The organism is Streptomyces sp. NPDC017246 (assembly GCF_044331325.1).
Lineage (GTDB): Bacteria > Actinomycetota > Actinomycetes > Streptomycetales > Streptomycetaceae > Streptomyces.
In genome coordinates this window covers 769792-787071 of record NZ_JBIRMW010000002.1, presented here as the reverse complement: position 1 = coordinate 787071, position 17280 = coordinate 769792, and the positions used below count along the sequence as shown (strand labels likewise).

Genomic DNA, 17280 nt, shown 5'->3' with positions numbered 1-17280 from the left:
ACACGTACCGGTGAAGCCGTTCCCCCTCCGTACCGGGGTCCGCTGGAAGATCGCCGTCGCCATCGCGGCGGTCGGCGCACTGATCGCGGTCACCCTCAGCGTGGTCGTGCACAACGCCGCCCGCATCTCGATGCTCGACAACGCGCGCGAGGTGCAGATGGAGCGGCTGCTCTTCGCCCAGCGGATGTACGAGACGTCGAAGCCCAAGGAGCCGCGCTTCGGCACCAAGATCAACGACCCCTCGCTGCCGGCCCAGCTCGACCAGCTGATGCGGGACAAGCGGCGCGGTACCTACGTGCAGGAGCACCGGCACGGCGGGCCGCCCGACGTGTGGGCGGCCGTGCCGCTCGCCAACGGGGACGTCCTCTCCCTGCACATCCCCTTCGCCGACCGCAGCGCCATGATCATGAACGATCTGGACCGGGCCCTCGTCATCGGCTCCGTCTCGGTGGTCTTCGGCGGCTGCGCGCTCGGTGTGCTCATCGGCGGCCAGCTCTCGCGGCGGCTGCGGAAGGCCGCCGTCGCGGCCGGCCGGGTCGCCCAGGGGAACACGGACGTCCGGGTCAGGGAGGCCGTCGGCGGGGTCGTACGGGACGAGACCGACGACCTGGCCTGGGCGGTCGACGCCCTGACCGACGCCCTCAACGAACGGATCGAGGCCGAGCGGCGGGTCACCGCGGACATCGCGCACGAGCTGCGCACCCCCGTCACCGGGCTGCTCACCGCCGCCGAGCTGCTGCCGCCGGGCCGTCCCACCGAGCTCGTACGGGACCGGGCGCAGGCCATGCGGACGCTGGTCGAGGACGTCCTGGAGGTGGCCCGGCTGGACAGCGCGTCGGAGCGGGCGGAGCTCCAGGAGATCGCGCTCGGCGAGTTCGTGGAGCGGCGGGTGCGGGCCCTCGACCCCGAGGTCGTCGTCCGGGTCGTCCACGACTCCTGGGTGAACACCGACCCCCGGCGCCTGGAGCGGGTCCTGGGCAATCTCCTCGCGAACGCCGCCAAGCACGGCAAGCCGCCGGTGGAGGTCACCGTCGAGGGCCGGGTCGTGCGCGTCCGCGACCACGGCCCCGGCTTCCCCGAGGCGCTCCTCAAGGAGGGGCCGAGCCGGTTCCGTACGGGGACGAGCGACCGTGCGGGCCAGGGCCACGGCCTGGGCCTGACGATCGCGGCGGGCCAGGCCAGGGTCCTCGGCGCCCGGCTCACCTTCCGGAACGTGGCCTCCGAGGCGGCGCCGAACGGGGTGGGCGGCGCGATCGCCGTGCTGTGGCTGCCGGACCACGCCCCGACCAACACGGGCAGCTTTCCTGTCCTGCGGCCGCCGAACTGATCTTTCCGCGGGTACGGCGGTGGGGCCGGCCCCCGTTCCGGGACCGGCCCCACCGCCGTACCTACAGCTGCTACGGGACGGGATCGTCCCGTCCCGTACCTCCGGACGGGATCAGACCGCCTCGGTGACCTTCGCCGTGTCACCCTCCGCCGGGGCCTTCGGGGCCGCCTCGGGGCCGGCGCCGCGGAGCGCCACCTCCTTGACGAAGAAGGCGAGGGCGAAGGCGAGGACGGAGACCGAGGCGGCGACCACGAAGGCACCGTGGGTGCCCGAGGAGACCGCGTGCTGGTAGGCCTCGCGGAGCGCCTGCGGCAGCTTGGCCAGGCTCGCCGCGTCGAGCTGGGCCGTCCGCTCGGTGAGCCCGGACCCGCCGCGCGCCGCCATCTCGTCCTGGACGCGGCTCGTGAAGAGCGCGCCCATGATCGCGACGCCGAAGGAGGAGCCGAGCGTCCGGAAGAGGGTGGTGGAGGACGAGGCGACGCCCATGTCCTTCATCTCGACGCTGTTCTGGGCGACCAGCATGGTGATCTGCATCAGGAAGCCCATGCCGGCGCCGAGGACGGCCATGTAGACGCCCGAGGTCAGCCGCGAGGTGCCGGTGTCCATCGTGGAGAGCAGGAAGAGACCGACCGTCATGAGGGCGCCGCCCGCGATCGGGAAGATCTTGTACTTGCCCGTGCTGGTGGTGAAGCGGCCGACGAGCAGCGAGACGACCATCATCGACAGCAGCATCGGCAGGAGCAGCAGACCGGAGTTGGTCGCCGAGGCGCCCTGGACGGACTGCTGGAAGATCGGCAGGTAGAGCACCGCGCCGAACATCACGAAGCCGGTGATGAAGCCGATCAGGGACATCAGGGTGAAGTTGCGGCTGCGGAAGATGTGCAGCGGCATGATCGGGTCGCTCGCCCGGGTCTCCACCCACAGGAAGGCGGCGAGCGAGAGGGCTCCGCCGACCGCGAGGCCGACGATGGTGGCCGAGCCCCAGGCGTACTCCGTGCCGCCCCAGGTGGTGACGAGGACGATCGCGGTGATGCCGACGGTCAGGAGCGCTGCGCCGAGGAAGTCGATCCGGGTGCCGGTGGCACGCTGCTTCTTCGGCAGGTGCAGGACGGTGGTGACCATGGCGAGGGCGACGATGCCGAGCGGCAGGTTGATGTAGAAGGACCAGCGCCAGCCCCAGTGGTCGGTGATGGTGCCGCCGACGAGGGGTCCGCCGATCATGGCGAGTGCCATGACGCCGGCCATCATGCCCTGGTACTTGCCCCGCTCGCGGGGCGGGATCAGGTCACCGATGATCGCCATGACGCCGACCATGAGGCCGCCGGCGCCGAGGCCCTGGATGGCCCGGAAGCCGATGAGCTGGCCCATGTCCTGGGCCATGCCGCTGAGTGCCGATCCGATCAGGAAGATCACGATCGAGGTGAGGAAGACGCCCTTGCGGCCGAACATGTCGCCGAGCTTGCCCCAGAGGGGGGTGGAGGCGGCGGTGGCCAGGGTGTAGGCGGTGACGACCCAGGCGAGGTGCTCCAGGCCGCCGAGCTCGCCGACGATCGTCGGCATCGCGGTGCCGATGATCATGTTGTCCAGCATCGCGAGGAGCATCGCGATCATCAGGGCGAGGAGGACGACGCGGACGCTGCGTGGCTGCTGTTCCGTCTCCCCCTGTGCCGGTCCCGCTGTCGCTTGCGTCGTCATGTCATTCCCTTACTTGCCGCCCGGCTAGTTACTACACTGGGGACGGTAGACCCGTAACTTGCCGGTCGTCAAGTAAGTTCTTTGGAAAGTGGAGGGCAGTCGTGGCCCGAGGCAACACCCGCCAGCGCATCCAGGACGTGGCCCTGGACCTCTTCGCCGAGCACGGTTACGAGAAGACCTCCCTGCGCGAGATCGCGGAACGCCTCGACGTCACCAAAGCCGCCCTCTACTACCACTTCAAGACCAAGGAAGACATCCTCGTCGGGATCTTCGAGGACCTGACCCGCCCCATGGACGAGCTGATCACCTGGGCCCAGGAACAGCCCCGCACCCTGGAGACCCGGCAGGAGGTCCTGCGCCGCTACCAGGTGGCACTGCGCGCGGCGGCCCCGCTCTTCCGCTTCATGCAGGAGAACCAGGCCACGGTCCGCGAGCTCAGCGTCGGCCTCACCTTCAAGGAGCGCATGATCACGCTGACCGGCCTGATCCAGGAGCCGGACTTCTCGATGGTGGACAAGGTGCGCTGCGTCAGCGCGATCTTCACGCTGCACGCGGGCACGTTCTTCACCCAGAACATCGAGGGCGACACCGAGGAGAAGCACAGGGCCACCCTCGAGGTCGCCCTCGATCTGCTCAACCAGGCCCACGGGGCCCGGTGAAGCGTCATATGCGGTTGAAACAGGCGTCCGGCGCGGGCCGGACGGTTCACACGGCTCAGATGGAGACGCCGTGGGACCGCAGGAAGGCGGCCGGGTTCACGGCAGAGCCGTAGTTCGGGGTCGTACGGATCTCGAAGTGCAGATGGGGGCCGGAGGAGTTGCCGGTGTTGCCCGAAAGGGCGATCTGCTGGCCGACCATGACCTTCGAGCCGATGTGCACCTTGATCTTCGACAGGTGGGCGTACTGCGAGTACGTGCCGTTGGCGTGCTTGACGACGATCGCGTTGCCGTACGCGGGGCCGTCGCCGCCGCCGTTCGGGCCGGCCTTCACGACGGTGCCCGAACCCGCGGCCTTGACCGGGGTGCCGACCGGAACGGCGAAGTCCTGGCCGGAGTGCTTGTGGGCCCACATGGCGCCGCCCTGGTTGTAGCTGGCGGACAGGGTGTACGCGGAGACCGGCTTGACCCAGGACGGGGCCTTCTTGGCCGCGACCGGCTTGACGGCGACCTTCTTGACCGCGGCGACCTTCTTGGCGGCCGTGGCCTTCGCGGCGGCGGCCTTCACCTGAGCGGCGACGTGCGCCTGGGCGTCGGCCTGAGCGGCGACGGCGGCGGACGCGGTCACCGCGACAGGGGCGGCGACGGCCTTGCCCTCGGCGGCGAAGGCGGACCCTGCTCCGGTCACCATCGTCGCTCCCAGGCCGGCGGCGGCAAGAGCGACGACGGTGACACGGGCGGCGGGGTTCATGCGCTTCGACATACGGGGGAAACCTCCGGGGAGTACGGGACCCGGCGCGATCGGTGCTCTGCGTCGGGCTTGCTCATCCTTGGTAACCCGGACCCCCAGCCAGCCCAAAACACCCCATCTACGACATCACCTCGTAGCGATCTCCGGAGAGGTTCAGCCCTTGACGCGCCTCGAAGCCTCCTTCGAAATCGGACATACCGGCACAAGAGAACCGGTTTATCCGCACGTCACCCTTGTCCGGAACCGCCGAAAACGCCGCACGACGTCCGGTTCGGGACCCTCCGGGACCAAGGTCCCGACCGTTCACTCCAGAACATCCCGAAACAGCACCAAAGGTCGCCACTATTCCGGTTAGTACCCCCCGAAACCCCTGTGCGCCTTGTCACCAGGCCCCCGCCTCCAATGGGATCTGGGTCACGCGACCGACCCGTCCCGAAGGCCCTCCCGCACTGCGCTGACCGCTTCGGGGACCCACGGGGGGACACACAGGGAACCGGCACTCACCGGCGCGCGCCTCGCCTCGGCCGCGATCGGCCCACTCCTGAAGAAACTGCTGGTCAGCGACGGTCCGGGGGCCGGTCTCATCTCCCGGTCGGAGAAGATCCGGCTCTCCTCCCTGGTCTCCTTCCGCGGGGAGAGGGCCACCCTCGCCGAGAAGGACGTCCGCAGGCTCGCGGCCACCCTGGTCGCCCGCTCGGCCGCGGAGGGCGGCAAGGGCGGCGAGCGGCCCCCTTCCCCCGCGACGAGACCGAGGCCGTCACCGACACCCTCGCGGCGACCCTCCTGGCCCTCCTGACCCTCGGCGAGCTCGGCCTGGACGACGTCCAGGCCGTCCGCCTCGGCCACCGCGCCCTCGCCCGGAGCCTGCGGGCGGCGGCCCCGGCCCCGGACGGCCTCTCCACCGACTCGGTCCGCTACCTGGAGTCGATGACGGAGTGGGCCTGCCTCCACATCCTGGAGTTCTTCACCCAGCGCTCCACGTTCGTGGCCCGCAGCCTGGTGGAAGAGACCCGCGGGCGGAGCGAGCTCATCGCGAAGCTGGACGAGATGATCCGCAGGACGCCCCGACCGGCACGAGTCTCCCGCGGACACGAAGAGGGGCGGCCCCGGAACCGATCAGGTTCCGGGGCCGCCCCTTCGGCGCTACACGCTCAGCGCGGTGTCACGCGTCCTTCGACAGGTTCGGGCCCGTGCCGCCCGTCGCCTCGATCGGCGGGGCGTCCGGCAGAGCCGTCTTCTCCTCGCCGCGGAAGGTGAAGGTGCGCTCCTCGCCCTCGCCCTCCGTGTCCACGACCACGATGTGACCGGGGCGCAGCTCGCCGAAGAGGATCTTCTCCGAGAGCGTGTCCTCGATCTCGCGCTGGATCGTCCGGCGCAGCGGCCGGGCGCCCATCACCGGGTCGTAACCCTTCTTGGCGAGCAGCTCCTTCGCGGACTGGGAGAGCTCGAGGCCCATGTCCCGGTCCTTGAGGCGCTCGTCGACGCGACCGACCATGAGGTCGACGATCTGGAGGATGTCGTCCTGGGTCAGCTGCGGGAAGACGATGATGTCGTCCACACGGTTGAGGAACTCCGGGCGGAAGTGCTGCTTCAGCTCGTCGCTGACCTTCGCCTTCATCCGCTCGTAGTTGGACTTCGTGTCGCCCTGGGCCGCGAAGCCCAGGTTGAAGCCCTTCGAGATGTCCCTGGTCCCGAGGTTGGTCGTCATGATGATGACCGTGTTCTTGAAGTCCACGACCCGGCCCTGGGAGTCGGTCAGGCGACCGTCCTCCAGGATCTGGAGAAGGGAATTGAAGATATCGGGGTGGGCCTTCTCGACCTCGTCGAAGAGGACGACGGAGAACGGCTTGCGGCGCACCTTCTCGGTGAGCTGGCCGCCCTCTTCGTAGCCGACGTATCCGGGCGGCGAACCGAAGAGACGGGAAACCGTGTGCTTCTCGCTGAACTCCGACATGTCGAGGGAGATCATCGCGTCCTCGTCGCCGAAGAGGAATTCGGCGAGCGCCTTCGAAAGCTCGGTCTTACCGACACCGGAAGGACCGGCGAAGATGAACGAGCCACCGGGGCGCTTCGGGTCCTTCAGACCGGCACGCGTACGGCGGATGGCCCGCGAGAGGCCGATGACGGCGTCCTTCTGCCCGATGACGCGCTTGTGGAGCTCGTCCTCCATGCGGAGCAGGCGGCTGGACTCCTCCTCGGTCAGCTTGAAGACCGGGATGCCGGTGGCCGTCGCGAGGACCTCGGCGATCAGATCGCCGTCGACCTCGGCCACGACGTCCATGTCGCCGGCCTTCCACTCCTTCTCGCGCTTGGCCTTCGCGGCGAGAAGCTGCTTCTCCTTGTCGCGGAGCGAGGCGGCCTTCTCGAAGTCCTGCGAGTCGATCGCGGACTCCTTGTCGCGGCGGACGCCGGCGATCTTCTCGTCGAACTCGCGGAGGTCCGGCGGCGCGGTCATCCGGCGGATGCGCATTCGGGAGCCGGCCTCGTCGATCAGGTCGATCGCCTTGTCCGGGAGGAAGCGGTCCGAGATGTACCGGTCGGCCAGGGTCGCGGCCTGGACGAGGGCCTCGTCGGTGATGGAGACCCGGTGGTGGGCCTCGTACCGGTCGCGCAGACCCTTGAGGATCTCGATGGTGTGCGGCAGCGACGGCTCGGCGACCTGGATCGGCTGGAAGCGGCGCTCGAGGGCCGCGTCCTTCTCCAGGTACTTCCGGTACTCGTCGAGCGTGGTGGCGCCGATGGTCTGGAGCTCACCGCGGGCCAGCATCGGCTTGAGGATGCTGGCAGCGTCGATCGCGCCCTCGGCGGCACCCGCACCCACGAGGGTGTGGAGCTCGTCGATGAACAGGATGATGTCGCCGCGGGTGCGGATCTCCTTGAGGACCTTCTTCAGGCGCTCCTCGAAGTCACCGCGGTAGCGGGAGCCGGCGACCAGCGCGCCGAGGTCCAGGGTGTAGAGGTGCTTGTCCTTGAGGGTCTCGGGCACCTCGCCCTTGACGATGGCCTGCGCCAGGCCCTCGACGACGGCGGTCTTGCCGACGCCGGGCTCGCCGATGAGGACCGGGTTGTTCTTGGTGCGGCGGGACAGCACCTGCATGACCCGCTCGATCTCCTTCTCGCGCCCGATGACCGGGTCGAGCTTGGACTCGCGGGCCGCCTGGGTGAGGTTGCGACCGAACTGGTCGAGGACCAGGGACGTCGAGGGGGTGCCCTCGGCAGGACCGCCGGCGGTGGCGGCTTCCTTGCCCTGGTAGCCGGAGAGCAGCTGGATGACCTGCTGCCGCACCCGGTTGAGGTCGGCGCCCAGCTTCACGAGGACCTGGGCGGCGACGCCCTCGCCCTCGCGGATCAGGCCGAGCAGGATGTGCTCGGTGCCGATGTAGTTGTGGCCGAGCTGGAGGGCCTCACGGAGCGAGAGCTCCAGGACCTTCTTGGCGCGAGGGGTGAAGGGGATGTGCCCGGACGGGGCCTGCTGCCCCTGCCCGATGATCTCCTCCACCTGCTGGCGGACCGCCTCGAGCGAAATCCCGAGGCTCTCCAGGGCCTTAGCGGCGACACCCTCACCCTCGTGGATAAGGCCCAGAAGGATGTGCTCGGTGCCGATGTAGTTGTGGTTGAGCATCCGGGCTTCTTCCTGAGCCAGGACGACAACCCGCCGCGCGCGGTCGGTGAACCTCTCGAACATCGTTAATCGCTCCTCAGAGCGGTCAGTCAGTTAGGGGTCGATCCCCTCCCTGTCCTTCCGCAGCTTAGTCCCGCAAGCGGGGACCGCTCATTCCAACTGCCGACATCCGTCCGGATCACCCCCTCTTCCGCGGGGAGACCTGCTGCCGAACAGCCGACAAATGCTCCAACCCGATGGTGCGAGACGATGTTCCCGCAGGCCAAGTAGTTAGCCGCGTCATCAGTACGCCGATGGCGAACGTGAGACGCCGAAGCCCGCGAGTCGCCCCTCTCCACTAGGAATGTCTTACCCGTAAGCACTGACACTCCATGCGGCGCACCCCGGTTCCCTCCGCTACCAGCGAACACCCTTGCGCGGCCGAATGCACTCGTAGGCCCCATCCCGGACACCTTGCGCGTTCGGAGGGGGACCGATTGTCACCGCGGCGGCCCGTCGGCGTAACCAACGCGCCCTCGCGGGAGTTCCCCGGGCATGGTCTTCACCGTCCCGCTTCCCCGTACGCCGCTCGACGGTGGTCTGGCGCGGTGGTACGAGCACGAGCTCGGCTGGGCGACGGTGGCGGGGCCGCCGGTGCAGCTGGTCACGGGGCTGCGCTTCGACGTCCTGGAGCTGCCCGCCACGGCCGGCCGCGGCGTGCTGCGCCGCATGGGCCCGGCCACGGGTCCGGTGGCCCTTCTGGGGCGCCGGATGCGGCTGCTCGTGGCCGCGGGAAGCGCGGAGGAGCTACCGGGCCTGCTCGACTGGCTCGAGTGGGGCGGGATCTCGCTGGACCTGGCGGTGCTGGGCGCCGACGGCCGGATGACCGCGCCCCTTCCCCCGGGGCGGGGCGGATCCGGCACGCCGGGCGCCGCCGTGTGGCTGCGGGCCCCGGCACCGGGTCGCGAGGTCGAGTCCTCGCTGCCGGCGCTGCGGTCCGCGCCGTGGGGCGATGCGGGTGCCCCCTGCTTGGTGCGTCTCGTGGCCGCCGCCGCCGCGGAGTGCCACCGGGTGCGGCTGCTGAGTGCCCGGGCCCGGGGGCCGGAGGCTCAGCAGCTGCCGCCTCAGCGGTTCGCGTCCTCGTAGGCAGCCTTGATGTCGGCGGGTACGCGACCGCGGTCGTTCACGTTGTAGTTGTTCTCCTTGGCCCACGCACGGATCTTCGCGGTGTCCTGGCTGCCCGTCGCCACGGCACGGCCCTTGCCGCGTCCGCCGGTGGTGCGACCACCGGTGCGACGACCGCTCTTGGTGTACGGCTCGAGCAGGCCACGGAGCTTTTCCGCGTTGGCGGTGGTGAGGTCGATCTCGTAGGTCTTGCCGTCCAGCGCGAACGTCACGGTCTCGTCCGCCTCGACGCCGTCGAGGTCGTCGACAAGAAGGACCTGAACCTTCTGTGCCACCGGATTTCCTTTCATCGAAAATGCAGTACGCGGAAAGGAAACCGCTTTTCCCGGAAAAACACAAACCCCTGGGAGAGGTTCAGAACCCCGGCAACGCGGGAAACGTACGCGATTCGGACATAGGGTTCCGTGCGGGGTTCCGTTCGGGGTTCCTCCCGGCGTTCAGCGCGGGTTCCCCGTCACAGGTGCAGAAGCATCCGGCTGTTGCCCAAGGTGTTCGGCTTCACTCGTTCGAGACCGAGGAACTCCGCGACTCCCTCGTCATAGGAACGGAGGAGCTCGCTGTAGACATCTCCGTCGACCGGGGTCTCGCCGATCTCGACGAAGCCGTGCTTCGCGAAGAAGTCGACTTCGAAGGTCAGGCAGAATACCCGCCGCACCCCGAGCCATCGGGCGGTGTGCAACAACTTGTCGAGCACCTGATGTCCCACTCCGGCGCCCTTGAAGTCGGGATCGACGGCGAGAGTGCGGACTTCCGCGAGGTCTTCCCACATGACGTGGAGTGCGCCGCAGCCGACGACGGTGGCGTCCTCGTCGCGTTCCGCCACCCAGAACTCCTGGATGGCCTCGTAAAGGGTGACGGTCGCCTTGTCGAGGAGGATGCCGCGGCTGACGAAGGGATCGACGAGACGGCGGACCGCGGCGACATCTCCGGTGCGGGCCCTGCGTACGGTGACGGCTTTGGCGGAGGCCGCGGAGGCGGCCTGGGAAGCAGACGGCGACATGGGGGGACGCTATCGCTCCCGGGCCCCGGATCCTTCGGCGCCCTCCTCGGGCGGCGGGGCGGGAAGCGGGTTGTCGCGCTGGACGATACGGATGGCGTCGTTCAGGGCTTCGCGCTGGTCCTGCGACATCATGCCGAAGAAGGCGACGAGCGCGGCGGCCGGGTTGTCGCTCTGAGCCCATCCCTCGTTCATCAGCGCGGCCGCGTATGCGGCACGGGTGGAGACCGCCGTATATCGATAGGCGCGGCCGTCGACTTCTCTGCGGACCCAGCCCTTCTGATGGAGATTGTCCATGACGGTCATGACGGTGGTGTAGGCGATGGACCGTTCCTGCTGAAGGTCCTCCAGAACTTCCCGGACGGTCACCGGACGGTTCCATTGCCAGACGCGCGTCATGACGGCGTCTTCGAGCTCTCCCAAAGGACGGGGCACACCGCCACTTTAGTGCGCAAAACACCTATCAGCGGTCATTGGCGGAGGGAAACGCAAAAAAGGACGTACGACCTCGAAGGGTCGTACGTCCCGGGTGCTGCGGCCGCCCGCGGGGGCTCAGCCGGAGGTGGTGCCGTCCGCCTGGCGCGTGGCCTCGGCGCGGGCGAACGCGGCGTCCACGACCGCGTCCTCCTTGGCCTTGTTCGGACCACCCTGGCTCTTGATGATCGTGGCGACGACGCCGAAGAAGAACACGGCCATCACGATGGGGGGCAGGAGCGCGGATACGTATTCCATGCCGACCAGACTAGCTATCCGGCGACGCGCTCCTCCGGCGGGGGCGGGGGTACGGGCCGCCGGCGTGGCGGGAAGACCTCGGAGGGCTTGGGCACCGGGCGCTCCGCCGGGGCGGGCGGCGTCGGCTTCGGCTCGTCGGCCGCCGCACGGCCGCCGGGGAGGGCGAGCAGCCGGGCTCTGGGGGTGGCGGCCGCGGAGCTGGTGGTGGCCTGGGAGACCCGGGCCAGGCGCGCGCGTACGGAGCGCTCGGCGAGGATCTGGCAGCGGGCGAGCAGCGCGGCGGCGGCGGGGTTGCTGCGGAGCGCGCGCAGGGCGGCGAGGTCGTCGGCCGCGGGGTCGTACCCGGCGGCGAGCGCGTCCCGGAGGAGCTCCAGGTAGCCGCCGAGGGACCCGGGGAGGGCCTCGCGGTAGCGGGCCAGGTCGTCGAGGAGGAAGGCGCGCAGCCGGCCGGCCTCGCGCACGGCCTCGTCGACGGATTCGGCCAGGCGCAGCGCGTCCTGGACGTCCTCGTCCTGGAGGGGGGCGGGGTGGAGGGCGACGGCGAGGGCACGGCGGAGCACACGCAGCTCGTCCGCGCTGAACGCCATGCCGCCGCGGGTTCCGTATGGCGTGGGCATGGGGCGACGATACGCGCTAATCGGACAATTTTCTCTTAGCGATCATTCCGGCGCGCCGACGGCCGGGGTGCCCGACGGGGCGCCCCACCTGCGGCGGCCGGTCCCGCCGGGGCCACCACGGGGGCCCGGGCCGGCGGGGCCCCGGGGTCCGGCGGATGCCCGGCCCGGCCGGCGGATGCCCGGCCCGGCAGGAGCCCGGTCCGGCGGATGCCCGGCCCGGCGGGTGCCCGGGCGCGGGTTCTCACATGCGGGAGACGTTCCGCTCGTACACCAGGCGCAGGCCGATCAGGGTCAGCCAGGGCTCGTGCTCGTCGATCTCCTTGGAGTCGGCCAGGACCATCGGCGCCAGACCGCCCGTCGCGATCACCGTGACGTCCGACGGGTCGCCGTTCGCGCCGACGAGCTCCCGCTTCATCCGGGCGACCACGCCGTCGACCTGGCCCGCGTAGCCGTAGACGATGCCGGACTGCATCGCCTCGACCGTGTTCTTGCCGATCACGCTGCGCGGGCGCGCCAGCTCGATCTTGCGGAGCATGGCCCCCTTGACCCCGAGCGCCTCGACCGAGATCTCGATGCCCGGCGCGATCGCCCCGCCCGCGTACTCGCCGCGCGCGGTGATCGCGTCGTACGTCGTCGCCGTACCGAAGTCGACGACGATCGCCGGGCCGCCGTAGAGCTCGACGGCGGCGACCGCGTTGATCACGCGGTCCGCGCCGACCTCCTTGGGGTTGTCCGTGAGGACCGGGACGCCCGTCTTGACGCCCGGCTCCACCAGGACCGCCGGCACGTCCCCGTAGTAGCGCCGCGTCACCTCGCGCAGCTCGTGCAGCACCGAGGGGACGGTCGCGCAGATCGCGATCCCCTCGATGCCGTCGCTCAGCTCGACACCGAGCAGCGGGTGCATGCCCATGAGGCCCTGGAGCAGGACCGCCATCTCGTCGGCGGTGCGGCTCGGATCGGTGGAGATCCGCCAGTGCTCGACGATCTCGTCACCGTCGAAGAGACCGAGGACCGTGTGCGTGTTGCCGACGTCGATGGTGAGCAGCATCAGGCCCGCACCTCGCGCAGGTCGAGGCCGATGTCGAGGATCGGGGAGGAGTGGGTGAGGCCGCCGACCGCCAGGTAGTCCACGCCGGTCGCCGCGTACGCCGCCGCGTTCTCCAGGGTCAGCCGGCCGGAGGACTCCAGGACCGCCCGGCCGGCGACGAGGGCGACGGCCTCCTCGGTCTCGCCCGGGGTGAAGTTGTCCAGCAGGATCAGGTCGGCGCCCGCGTCCAGGACCTCGCGGACCTGGTCCATCGTGTCGACCTCGACCTCGATGGGCAGCTCGGGGAAGAGCTCGCGCACGGCCTTGAAGGCCTCCGCGACGCCGCCGGCCGCCACCACGTGGTTGTCCTTCACCAGGGCCGCGTCGGAGAGCGACATGCGGTGGTTGACGCCGCCGCCGCAGCGGACCGCGTACTTCTCCAGGGCGCGCAGGCCGGGCGTCGTCTTGCGGGTGTCGCGGACCTTGGCCTTCGTGCCCTCCAGGACGTCCGCCCACGCGCGCGTGGCGGTGGCGATGCCGGAGAGGCGGCACAGGATGTTGAGGGCGCTGCGCTCGCCGGTGAGCAGGTCGCGGGTGCGGGCGGTGACGCTGAGGAGCACGTCCCCGGCCTCGACGCGCTCGCCGTCCTCGACGTGCCGCTCGACCTCGAACTCGTCGGTGCACACGATGGACAGGACGGCCTCGGCGACCCGCAGACCGGCCACGACACCGGCCTCGCGGGCGGTGAAGTCGGCGGTGGCGACGGCCTCCTCGGGGACGGTCGCCACGGTCGTCACGTCGACGCCGCCGTCGAGGTCCTCGGCGATCGCGAGATGGGCGATGTCCTCGACCTGGACGGGGTCGAGACCGGAGTCCGCGAGGAGCTCGGCGAGCGCCGGGTCCAGCCCGCACTCGAACTCCTCGGCGCCGCCGCAGCCACAGCCGTCGCCGCAGCCGCCGGCGTCCCCCTCGGGAGACGCGGACGATGCCGAAGCGGCGCTGATCTGGATCAGAGGGACGTCCACGGGCTGCGGACGGGCTTCCTCGGGCGTGGTCACTTACGGCTCCCTGGGGGCATCGGAGGTGGGGGGAAGGTCATGCGTGGCGGTCGTCCGGACGTCGAGGGTCCGCTCCGGGGTGAGGCGTACGACGAGATGACGGCGCCAGTCCGTGTCGTCGCGGTCCGGGTGGTCCTCGCGCCAGTGGCAGCCGCGGGTCTCCTCGCGGCGGCGGGCGGCGGCGACCAGGACCCGGGCGACGCACAGCAGGTTGGTGGTCTCCCAGGAGTCCACCCCCGGCTCGCCGGCCTTGGTGTCGTCGGTGCCGCCCGCGACGGCGTCGCTGTGCAGGCCGTCGAGGGCCTCGGCGGCCTCCCGGAGGCTGGCCTCGGAGCGCAGCACTCCGGCGCCGGCCGTCATGACCCGCTGGATACGGGTCCGGGCGCCCGCCACGGGCAGCGGCAGGGTCACCGGGGCCGGGTGCGGCACCGGGGCGCCCGGCACGCGCGGGGCGGCGGCCGTGATGTCGTCGGCGATCCGCTCGGCGAAGACCAGGCCTTCGAGGAGCGAGTTCGAGGCGAGCCGGTTGGCGCCGTGGACGCCCGTGCAGGCGACCTCCCCGCACGCGTACAGGCCGGGAACGGTCGTACGGCCCCGCAGGTCGGTGCGGACGCCGCCGGAGGCGTAGTGGGCGGCGGGGGCGACCGGGATCGGCTCCGTCACCGGGTCGATGCCGTGCGAGCGGCAGGCGGCCAGGATCGTCGGGAAGCGCTCCTCCCACATCTCGGCGCCGAAGTGGCGGGCGTCGAGGTACATGTTCTCGGTGCCGTGCTCCTGCATGCGCCGCGTGATCGCCTTGGCGACGATGTCCCGGGGCGCCAGCTCGGCCAGCTCGTGCTGCCCGGTCATGAAGCGGACCCCGTCGGCGTCGACCAGGTGGGCGCCCTCGCCCCGTACCGCCTCGGAGACCAGCGGCTGCTGGCCCTCGGATCCGGCGCCGAGGAAGAGCACGGTGGGGTGGAACTGGACGAACTCCAGGTCGGAGACCTCGGCCCCGGCGCGCAGCGCGAGGGCGACACCGTCGCCGGTGGAGACGCCCGGGTTGGTGGTGGCGGAGAAGACCTGGCCCATGCCGCCGGTCGCGAGGACCACCGCGGGCGCGTGGACGGCGCCGACGCCGTCGTGCTGCCCCTCGCCCATGACGTGCAGGGTCACACCGGCCGTACGGCCCTCGGCGTCCGTCAGGAGGTCCAGGACGAGGGCGTGCTCGATGGTGCGCACCCCCCGGTCCCGTATCGCCTCGACCAGGGCGCGGGAGATCTCGGCGCCGGTCGCGTCCCCGCCCGCGTGCGCGATGCGGCGGCGGTGGTGGCCGCCCTCGCGGGTCAGCGCGATCTCGCCGTCGGCGGTCTTGTCGAAGTCGGCGCCGGTCGCGATCAGGCGGCGGACGGCGTCCGGTCCCTCGGTGACCAGGGCCCGTACGGCCCGCTCGTCGCACAGCCCGGCACCGGCGACGAGGGTGTCGTCGAGGTGCTGCTCGGGGGTGTCGCCGTCGCCGAGGGCGGCGGCGATGCCGCCCTGGGCCCAACGGGTGGAGCCGTCGTCGAGCCGTGCCTTGGTGACGACCACCGCACGGAGCCCGGCGGCGGTGCAGCGCAGGGCGGCGGTGAGCCCGGCGACGCCGGAGCCGACCACGACGACATCGGCTTCGATGGCCCAGCCGGGCGCGGGGGCGTGCAGCCGTATTCCGGTCACTGGGTCGCTCCGAACGTCAGGGGGATGTTGTCGATGAGCCGCGTACTCCCCACGCGCGCGGCGACGGCGAGGATCGCCTCCCCGTCGTGGTCGTCGGCGACCTCGGTGAAGTCGGCCGGGTCGACGAGGGCCAGATAGTCGAGGACCAGCGGCGGCGCGCTCTTCGACGCGTCGTCGAGGATCGCGCGGGCCGCGGCCCGTACGGCCTGGGCGCCGCTGCCGTCGGCGGCCTGCGCGACCGCGTGGGCGTCGGCGGCCGCCCGGGCCTCGCCGAGCCGGGAGAGCGCCTCGGCACGGTTCTGCGTGCCGGGCAGGGCCTCGGCACGCGCGCGCAGCGCCTCTTGGGCGGCGAGCCGGTCGCAGGCGGCGAAGAGCGCGCCGGACAGCGCGAGGGCCGTACGGCGCTCCTCGGACGACAGGTAGCGGTTGCGGCTGGAGAGGGCCAGGCCGTCGCCCTCGCGGACGGTCGGCACGCCGACGATCTCCACCGGGAAGTTCAGGTCGCGGGCCATCCGGCGGATCAGGGCCAGCTGCTGGGCGTCCTTCTGGCCGAAGAAGGCCAGGTCGGGGGCGGTGAGATGGAGCAGCTTGGCGACGACGGTCAGCATGCCGTCGAAGTGGCCGGGCCGGGAGGCGCCTTCGAGGCGCTCGCCCATGGGGCCCGCGGTGATCCGGACCTGGGGCTCCCCGCCGGGGTAGACCTCGTCGACGGAGGGCGCGAAGACGGCGCTCGCGCCCGCCGCGAAGGCCAGCTCCAGGTCGGCGTCGAGGGTCCGCGGGTAGCGGTCGAGGTCCTCGCCCGCGCCGAACTGGAGCGGGTTGACGAAGACGGTGACGACGACGGTGCCGTCGGCTCCGACCTGCTCACGGGCGGTGCGGACCAGGGTGGCGTGGCCTTCGTGGAGGGCGCCCATGGTCATGACCACGGCCCGGCGGGCACCGCTGCCGGAGTCCAGGGCGTGCAGCTCCCGCGCCGTGCGGACGGGCGCGAAGGGCGAGGTCTTCATCGGGGCTCCCCCTCGGCGAGTACGCCCAGCAGGTCCTCGGCCAGCTCGGGCTTGAGCAGACCGTGCGCGAGCGCCCGGTCGGCGGTGGTGCGGGCCATCGCCAGATAGCCGGCGACGGTGCCGGGCGCGTGCTTGCGCAGCTCGGCGACATGGGCGGCGACCGTGCCGGCGTCACCACGCGCGACCGGGCCGGTGAGAGCGGCGTCCCCGGACCGCAGGGCGTTGTCCAGGGCGGCGCCGAGGAGCGGGCCCAGCATCCGGTCGGGGGCGGCGACCCCGGCCTTGTGCAGCAGCTCCATCGACTGCGCCACCAGGGTGACCAGGTGGTTCGCGCCGAGGGCGAGGGCCGCGTGGTAGAGCGGGCGGGCCTCCTCGGCGATCCACTCGGGCTCCCCGCCCATCTCGATCACCAGGGCCTCCGCGGCGAGCCTCAGCTCCTCGGGCGCGGTCACCCCGAAGGAGCAGCCGGCCAGCCGCTGGACGTCGATTGGGGTGCCGGTGAAGGTCATGGCGGGGTGCAGGGCGAGCGGCAGGGCTCCGGCCCGCCGGACGGGGTCGAGGACCCGTGCCCCGTACCGCCCGGAGGTGTGCACGATCAGCTGTCCCGGCCGTACGGCTCCGGTGTCGGCGAGGCCCTCGGCCAGGCCGGGCAGGGCGTCGTCCGGCACGGTGAGCAGGACCAGGTCGGCGAGGGCCAGGACACGCGCGGGCTCGACGACCGGGACCTCGGGCAGGAGGGCCGCGGCGCGGCGCCGGGAGGCGTCGGAGACCGCGGAGACGGCGACGGGGCGGTGCCCGGCGAGCCGGAGGGCGGCGGCCAGGGCGGGGCCCACGCGGCCGGCGCCGACGACGCCGACGGTGAGCCGGGCGGGTCGGTCCTCGGCTCGGGGCTCTGGCGCTGCTGTTGCGTTCACGGTGGGGACGGCCTTCCG

General features: G+C 71.4%; 16 protein-coding genes and 1 pseudogene. 4 read left to right on the top strand and 13 right to left on the bottom strand.

Annotated elements, in window-relative coordinates; translation table 11 throughout:
* The first annotated feature begins 10 nt into the window (after positions 1-10).
* Positions 11-1327: a two-component system sensor histidine kinase CseC gene (cseC, locus tag ACH4MY_RS08440; RefSeq protein WP_397999278.1), complete on the top strand. Its 1317-nt coding sequence runs from the start codon at positions 11-13 to the stop codon at positions 1325-1327.
* Between the two features lie 111 nt (positions 1328-1438).
* Here the strand turns inward: cseC and ACH4MY_RS08435 are convergent, their stop codons facing one another.
* Complete coding sequence (locus ACH4MY_RS08435; RefSeq protein WP_397999275.1) at positions 1439-3022, bottom strand: MDR family MFS transporter; 1584 nt, start codon at positions 3020-3022, stop codon at positions 1439-1441.
* Between the two features lie 101 nt (positions 3023-3123).
* On the opposite strand from ACH4MY_RS08435, the gene ACH4MY_RS08430 reads away from it, so the two are divergent.
* On the top strand, positions 3124-3681 hold the full coding sequence (locus tag ACH4MY_RS08430; protein ID WP_397999272.1) for a TetR/AcrR family transcriptional regulator: 558 nt from the start codon (positions 3124-3126) through the stop codon (positions 3679-3681).
* Positions 3682-3736: 55 nt separating this feature from the next.
* Here the strand turns inward: ACH4MY_RS08430 and ACH4MY_RS08425 are convergent, their stop codons facing one another.
* Positions 3737-4441, bottom strand: coding sequence for a M23 family metallopeptidase (locus tag ACH4MY_RS08425; protein ID WP_397999269.1), 705 nt, complete (start codon positions 4439-4441; stop codon positions 3737-3739).
* Between the two features lie 442 nt (positions 4442-4883).
* Here ACH4MY_RS08425 and ACH4MY_RS08420 point away from each other — a divergent pair.
* Positions 4884-5500 (top strand): annotated as a pseudogene (locus ACH4MY_RS08420) (ATP-binding protein); the annotation flags it as partial.
* 91 nt (positions 5501-5591) lie between these two features.
* On the opposite strand, the gene ACH4MY_RS08415 reads toward ACH4MY_RS08420, so the two are convergent.
* Positions 5592-8114 (bottom strand): ATP-dependent Clp protease ATP-binding subunit, encoded by a 2523-nt coding sequence (locus tag ACH4MY_RS08415; RefSeq protein WP_351900951.1) that lies wholly within the window; start codon positions 8112-8114, stop codon positions 5592-5594.
* Positions 8115-8585: 471 nt separating this feature from the next.
* Here ACH4MY_RS08415 and ACH4MY_RS08410 point away from each other — a divergent pair, with 471 nt between their 5' ends.
* Positions 8586-9176, top strand: coding sequence for an SCO3374 family protein (locus ACH4MY_RS08410; RefSeq protein WP_397999266.1), 591 nt, complete (start codon positions 8586-8588; stop codon positions 9174-9176).
* Here the strand turns inward: ACH4MY_RS08410 and ACH4MY_RS08405 are convergent.
* The 10 genes from ACH4MY_RS08405 to ACH4MY_RS08360 all read right to left on the bottom strand — a co-directional run bounded on the left by ACH4MY_RS08405 (position 9155) and on the right by ACH4MY_RS08360 (position 17262).
* Positions 9155-9490, bottom strand: a complete 336-nt coding sequence (locus ACH4MY_RS08405; protein WP_189832202.1) for an Lsr2 family protein — start codon at positions 9488-9490, stop codon at positions 9155-9157. The genes ACH4MY_RS08410 and ACH4MY_RS08405 overlap by 22 nt on opposite strands.
* A 179-nt stretch (positions 9491-9669) precedes the next feature.
* Complete coding sequence (locus ACH4MY_RS08400) at positions 9670-10215, bottom strand: amino-acid N-acetyltransferase (protein WP_397999263.1); 546 nt, start codon at positions 10213-10215, stop codon at positions 9670-9672.
* Between the two features lie 9 nt (positions 10216-10224).
* The gene (locus ACH4MY_RS08395; RefSeq protein WP_397999260.1) at positions 10225-10647 is read right to left on the bottom strand and encodes a BlaI/MecI/CopY family transcriptional regulator; all 423 of its coding nucleotides are present in this window, start codon (positions 10645-10647) and stop codon (positions 10225-10227) included.
* Between the two features lie 117 nt (positions 10648-10764).
* Positions 10765-10944: a hypothetical protein gene (locus ACH4MY_RS08390; RefSeq protein WP_397999257.1), complete on the bottom strand. Its 180-nt coding sequence runs from the start codon at positions 10942-10944 to the stop codon at positions 10765-10767.
* Between the two features lie 14 nt (positions 10945-10958).
* On the bottom strand, positions 10959-11531 hold the full coding sequence (locus ACH4MY_RS08385) for a hypothetical protein (protein WP_397999432.1): 573 nt from the start codon (positions 11529-11531) through the stop codon (positions 10959-10961).
* Positions 11532-11802: 271 nt separating this feature from the next.
* Positions 11803-12609: a type III pantothenate kinase gene (locus tag ACH4MY_RS08380; protein WP_389680552.1), complete on the bottom strand. Its 807-nt coding sequence runs from the start codon at positions 12607-12609 to the stop codon at positions 11803-11805.
* On the bottom strand, positions 12609-13646 hold the full coding sequence (nadC, locus tag ACH4MY_RS08375) for a carboxylating nicotinate-nucleotide diphosphorylase (protein WP_397999253.1): 1038 nt from the start codon (positions 13644-13646) through the stop codon (positions 12609-12611). The genes ACH4MY_RS08380 and nadC overlap by 1 nt, the downstream gene beginning before the upstream one ends.
* Positions 13647-15341, bottom strand: coding sequence for an L-aspartate oxidase (locus ACH4MY_RS08370; RefSeq protein WP_397999250.1), 1695 nt, complete (start codon positions 15339-15341; stop codon positions 13647-13649). It lies immediately after the preceding gene.
* On the bottom strand, positions 15338-16348 hold the full coding sequence (gene panC / locus ACH4MY_RS08365; protein WP_397999247.1) for a pantoate--beta-alanine ligase: 1011 nt from the start codon (positions 16346-16348) through the stop codon (positions 15338-15340). Before panC ends, ACH4MY_RS08370 begins: the two co-directional genes overlap by 4 nt.
* Positions 16345-17262 carry a Rossmann-like and DUF2520 domain-containing protein gene (locus ACH4MY_RS08360; protein ID WP_397999244.1) on the bottom strand — a complete coding sequence of 306 codons (918 nt, stop codon included), beginning with the start codon at positions 17260-17262 and terminating at the stop codon, positions 16345-16347. The genes panC and ACH4MY_RS08360 overlap by 4 nt, the downstream gene beginning before the upstream one ends.
* Positions 17263-17280: the final 18 nt, after the last annotated feature.